The following is a 754-nucleotide window of genomic DNA, read 5'->3' on the forward strand; positions in this document are numbered from 1 at the left end:
GTCTTCACTTGTCAAAGAGCGTGGAGACTTTCGCCTCCGTCAGACCCCGCCGCGTCACCGCCGCAGAACCCGTCCCCGTCAGGGGAGGCCGGCTTATATCTCGGTGCCGACCACACCGTCAATCCCTTTTTTTTCGAACCACCAGAACTTTCCGTCCCAGCAATTCCGCGGAGTTCGTTGAACTCTCCGCGTTTCCCAATCGAACCATCCGGTTCTTTCGGGGAGGCAGGCTTTTACCTTTCGGCTGCCGGCCCGTCAATCTCTTTTTTTCGAAGTAACCGGAAAGTTTTTCCTGTCACCACTGCGAAGTTGACCAACTTTTTTCTTCGCATTCCCTTTTCGGACGCACCGTCCGTCGGGGAGGCCGCTTTCTACGCCTCTGCCCCGGGGGCGTCAACAGGGTTTTTCATTTATCCGTCATTTTTCCTTCGCAGGCGCGGAATCGGTGGGATCAGGCTGCTGCCCCCTCGTTGGCTAACTTCGCGCGATATTCGGCCAAGGCCAGTCGCCCCGCCCAGGCCGCCGGCCAGAGGGAGCAGCGTCGCCAGCAGCAAAAGTAAATCCTTCACCCCCTGCACCTGGGCGGTCAGGACCTTTTCCACCGTTCCTGCTTCGTCCTTGGCGGCCTTGGCGGCTTCGTCGCGATTCTGCTCCAGCTGCTTTTCCAGCCGGGGGATCAGCGCCCCTGCGCGGTGTTCGGCGAGTTGTTCGCCGTCATGGTCGCCCGGGCGCAGCGGAGCTTGCGCCGCGCCAT

The 754-nt window shown here is 60.7% G+C and carries 1 protein-coding gene; it reads right to left on the reverse strand.

What is annotated here, in order from left to right; all coding sequences use genetic code 11:
* Positions 1 to 410 precede the first annotated feature (410 nt).
* The coding region (locus tag A6A05_RS21245) for a hypothetical protein (protein ID WP_172822200.1) at positions 411 to 754 on the reverse strand (344 nt) is incomplete at its 5' end.

Source organism: Magnetospirillum moscoviense, assembly GCF_001650635.1.
Taxonomy (GTDB): Bacteria; Pseudomonadota; Alphaproteobacteria; order Rhodospirillales; family Magnetospirillaceae; genus Magnetospirillum; species Magnetospirillum moscoviense.